At 38.4% G+C, this 4,036-nt stretch carries 4 protein-coding genes; 2 read left to right on the top strand and 2 right to left on the bottom strand.

All coding sequences use genetic code 11. The annotated features are described in order from the left end of the window. Nucleotides 1-522, bottom strand: a 522-nt coding sequence (locus CHB72_RS27650; protein ID WP_242975279.1) for a transposase, incomplete at its 3' end; no start/stop codon positions are given. A 186-nt stretch (nucleotides 523-708) separates the two neighbouring features. On the opposite strand from CHB72_RS27650, the gene CHB72_RS25375 reads away from it, so the two are divergent. Both CHB72_RS25375 and CHB72_RS25370 read left to right on the top strand, forming a co-directional pair. Then, nucleotides 709-1,269, top strand: coding sequence for a PadR family transcriptional regulator (locus CHB72_RS25375; protein ID WP_089285652.1), 561 nt, complete (start codon nucleotides 709-711; stop codon nucleotides 1,267-1,269). Then, nucleotides 1,266-2,855 (top strand): NAD(P)H-dependent oxidoreductase, encoded by a 1,590-nt coding sequence (locus tag CHB72_RS25370; protein ID WP_089285651.1) that lies wholly within the window; start codon nucleotides 1,266-1,268, stop codon nucleotides 2,853-2,855. Before CHB72_RS25375 ends, CHB72_RS25370 begins: the two co-directional genes overlap by 4 nt. A gap of 29 nt (nucleotides 2,856-2,884) precedes the next feature. Here CHB72_RS25370 and CHB72_RS25365 read toward each other — a convergent pair whose 3' ends face one another. After that, complete coding sequence (locus tag CHB72_RS25365; protein WP_176431624.1) at nucleotides 2,885-3,820, bottom strand: transposase; 936 nt, start codon at nucleotides 3,818-3,820, stop codon at nucleotides 2,885-2,887. Nucleotides 3,821-4,036 lie beyond the last annotated feature (216 nt).

The following is a 4,036-nucleotide window of genomic DNA, read 5'->3' as shown; positions in this document are numbered from 1 at the left end:
TGCATTTGGCTCTATTCCAACCATAAATTCAGAGTTGTTATAAAAACAACCATCGCTTGCTATTATATGTAAATGGGGATTAAAATTCAAAAACTTTCCAAAGGTTTGAACAGCAATAACTGCTCCTGGTATAGGGTCATCTACAGAAACACTTTCTTTTAAATACATTGACAGCACATTCCATGCACACTTGCTTAGCTTGGACAAAAGCTTACGGTCAAACATAAAATAGGGTCTTAATCTTTTGGGTATACTAAAGACCCATTGACGATGTGGTGCTTCTTTTAATACTTCCTCATAATTCCCTATGTATACCGTAAGAACGGTGAATAAGTAAACTGGCTTTTCACTCATAATGTAACAAATTTTACCTGTATACAGGTGTAAACCGAAGGTATAGATGGTAAATAGACCAATAGAAAAGAGGAGAGAACCTACGATATGGTTTTCTAAGGTTAAATAAATAATACCTCCCATGCTGATGGCTATGCCACCCATGATTGCTTTAATAAGTGTTTTCATTACTATGTACATCCTTTGTTGTTATTCTGTCGAAATACCTTCCCAGCTATTATGTTGGTAATGTATGACCCTGTCACATTATAGCATATGTTTTTAAAAAAACAAGGGTAAAAAGCAACTTAGTCTTGACATCATATTCATCTTATTGTATATTCAACTTATAGAATATAAGAAAAGAGGGATAATATGTCACTAAAACATGGTCTGTTAGGGCTTTTGAATTATGGATCTATGACAGGGTATGAGTTGGATAAAGCGTTTAAAGCTTCACTTTCATTTTTCTGGCAGGCAAAGACTAGTCAAGTTTACCGTGAACTGGATGCCATGGAACGGATTGGCTGGTTGATTAGTGAACGCATTATGCAAACTGAAAAACCGAACAAGAGAGTATACACCATAACAGATAGGGGAAAAGAAGAATTTTTGAATTGGATGTCATTTCCAGAATTAGATATTGCCGATGCAATGCGTGTTAAGAGCGCATTTCTTATGCGTATATTCTTTGCCGGAGAAACAAGTATTGAACAGTCACTTGAAATGCTACGGGCATACCGAGCAAAGTGCCTTGAAAGCAAAGAGGCACTCAAAATCGCTTGTGCCGCAAGTTCTGAATATGGAGTAATCGTGGATGATGATGAAAAGTCTAAATTTTGGGATATTTCAATCCTTTACGGCGAAGCTTTTTATGATGCCAGTTTTCATTGGGCAGATAAAGCAATCGCTATTTTGGAGGGGAGGAATCTATGAAAGTTTTAGTGTTGAATGGTTCACCAAAGAGTGAATGTAGCAATACCATGCGTTTGACCCGTGCTTTTTTGGACGGAGCAGGATGGTCTAATGCAGAAGTTATTGATGTGGCAAAGGCAGATATTAAGGCTTGCTTGGGGTGCTTTGTTTGTTGGCATACCACACCGGGAAAGTGTGTTATAAATGACGGAATGGGTAAAATTCTCACCAAAATGATTGCTGCCGATGTGATTGTTTGGTCCTTCCCGCTGTATTATTACAATGTTCCCAGTGGTTTGAAAAATCTTATTGACCGCCAATTACCGCTGAGTTTACCGTTTATGGAAGAGGGAAATGAAAGTGGCAGCCATCCTTCAAGGTATAACTTAACCCATCAAAAACACGTTGTGATTTCCACTTGTGGTTTTTGGACTTCGATAGGTAATTATGAAGCAGTCACTGCCATGTTCGATCACTTTTGTGGAAAAAATAATTACATAACTATTTTTTGCGGACAAGGTGAATTGTTCAGTGTTCCAGAACTGAAAAATCGCACGGACACCTATTTGGAAGTCGTCCGCCGTACCGGGGAGGAATATGTCGCTGGAGGGATTCGTAACGAAACACGCGAAGAGCTTGCAGAGCCGTTATATCCTCGCAATGTGTTTGAAAAGATGGCGGATGCTTCTTGGAGAATCGAAAAAGAAGAGTGTCCTAAAACTCCTACAGACGATAGCTTAAGTTTTACAAGGCAGATGGCGGCTTTGTATAAGCCAGACGGTGTGGAGCGTGTTATAGAATTTCATTACACCGACATTGAAAAAACCTATCAAATTCTGCTGACAAAGCAAGGTTCGGAGGTTATAACGGATAACGTTAAATCGTACACGACGAGAATTGAAACGCCGTACTCGGTTTGGCGTTCCATCGCCTGTGGGGAAATTACTGGACAGAAAGCATTGTTCCAGCGGCTTTATAAAGTCATTGGAGATTTTGATATCATGTTAAAGTGGGATGACTTGTTTGGTACACAAACGCCTCCGTTAAAGAGGACGGAATATAAGACACTACACAAAACCCAAATGCCACTCTTTCTTGTGCCGTGGATTATCATTTGGACAGGAATCCCAATAAATCCCGTAGTTGGCAGTGCTATCAGCATTGTCGCAGCAACTGTCATTCCATTACTATGGCTTTTATTTCGACCTGTTGTTTACGAGCGAATCAGTATCCTTATAGTGGCTGGGCTTTCACTGGCAGTTTTACTCGGTGCAGATGCAAGGATTATCGTATCTGGTAGTTATTTATTATTCGGATTACTGTGGATTATTGGATCGTTTCCCCAAATACCACTTACAGCGCATTACAGCTCAATGGGCTATGGTGGGGAAAAAGCCTTTGCAAATCCACTATTTATCCTCACAAACCGTATCTTGACCGCAGCGTGGGGTGCGATATACCTTGTAACACCCATTTGGACATATGTATTGATGGGAACAGAACTATCTCCCTATGTAGGATTAATCAATTCTATCCTGCCCGCACTGATGGGTCTATTTACGGCATGGTTTCAAAAATGGTATCCGGCGCAATACGCAAGAGGGTAAAAGCAAATGTTCATAGGGTCAGGCTTGAATTATTTACTTACTTCCTCCCATCTTCTAATCACTTCTTTAACATAAGCTGAGCCTTCACTATCTCCTGACCTTATTTTTGATATCATTGATGATGATAAATTAAGCTTTTGGGATAACAACTTGTTACTTGCATTACAATGATCCTCACTTAGAAGAACAATAGCTTTACGAATATCTGCTATCTTTTGGATTCTTGTTTTTCTGGTAACGTTACTAATTGTAATATTTTCATTAATACATACTGCTTCAATTATCTCATCAATATTTATATTTTCTATTAGCTCTTTCTTTTTAATCTTCTTTGTTAAATTAGTGCGCTGAAGTTCATCTTTATCCACATATACTATCTCTGTATCACCCTGGCTCATAAACTGCAAATACTGTCTTACAGCTTTATTTTTATTCTCTGCAAATATGCTTAGTGCATCAGAAGTATCCACTATATCGCTCTTCTTCCCAATATAATGTACATGACTACTCCACTTATACTCTATTCCTCCTTCAAGGCCTGCCTTTACTGGATTATTATGAATATATCTTATTAGCTGGAGTAAATAGTTATCTTTGTCACATAGCAAGGCTTTATACCTCTGTTGAAAAACATGACCCGTTCTGTTATATTTGCGATTAAACCATTGGGTATAAACCTGCTGAATTCTTTGCATTATCTGAGAGAGTGGAACATCTGTTACCTCAATTAGAAGATGAGCGTGATTATCCATAATACAATGGGCATATAGTATAAAGCTTATTTTATCTTTATATGAGGCTATTATATCTAGATACTTGTTTTTATGTATTTCTTCACTTAACACATTTTCCCCATTATTTCCCCTAACCATTACATGGTATAGTGCTCCTGGGTAATGGATTCGTGGTTTCCTCGCCATATTTATCACCAAGATTATCATATCATTAGCAAGTAAATAATTCAAGCCTGACCCCTTTTTCCCCATGACCCCTTTTTCCCCAGATGATTTGAAAAATGACTACAATTTCGGCCGTGTGATTGTAGTTGCCGACAAAGGCATGAACACTGGAGAAAATATTGCTTACAACATCCTCCATAAGAATGGCTATATATATTCTCAGACAGTTCGAGGAGCCAGTGCTGACTTAAAGGAATATGTTTTGTCTGATGAAGGATATGA

The organism is Anaerovirgula multivorans, from assembly GCF_900188145.1.
GTDB lineage: Bacteria > Bacillota > Clostridia > Peptostreptococcales > Natronincolaceae > Anaerovirgula > Anaerovirgula multivorans.
This window is presented reverse-complemented; position numbering and strand designations above follow the sequence as displayed.

Bases quoted from the DNA above. Each gene is read 5' to 3' on its own strand.
- CHB72_RS25370 (WP_089285651.1), top strand. From the start codon at position 1,266: ATGAAAGTTTTAGTGTTGAATGGTTCACCAAAGAGTGAATGTAGCAAT.
- CHB72_RS25375 (WP_089285652.1), top strand. From the start codon at position 709: ATGTCACTAAAACATGGTCTGTTAGGGCTTTTGAATTATGGATCTATG.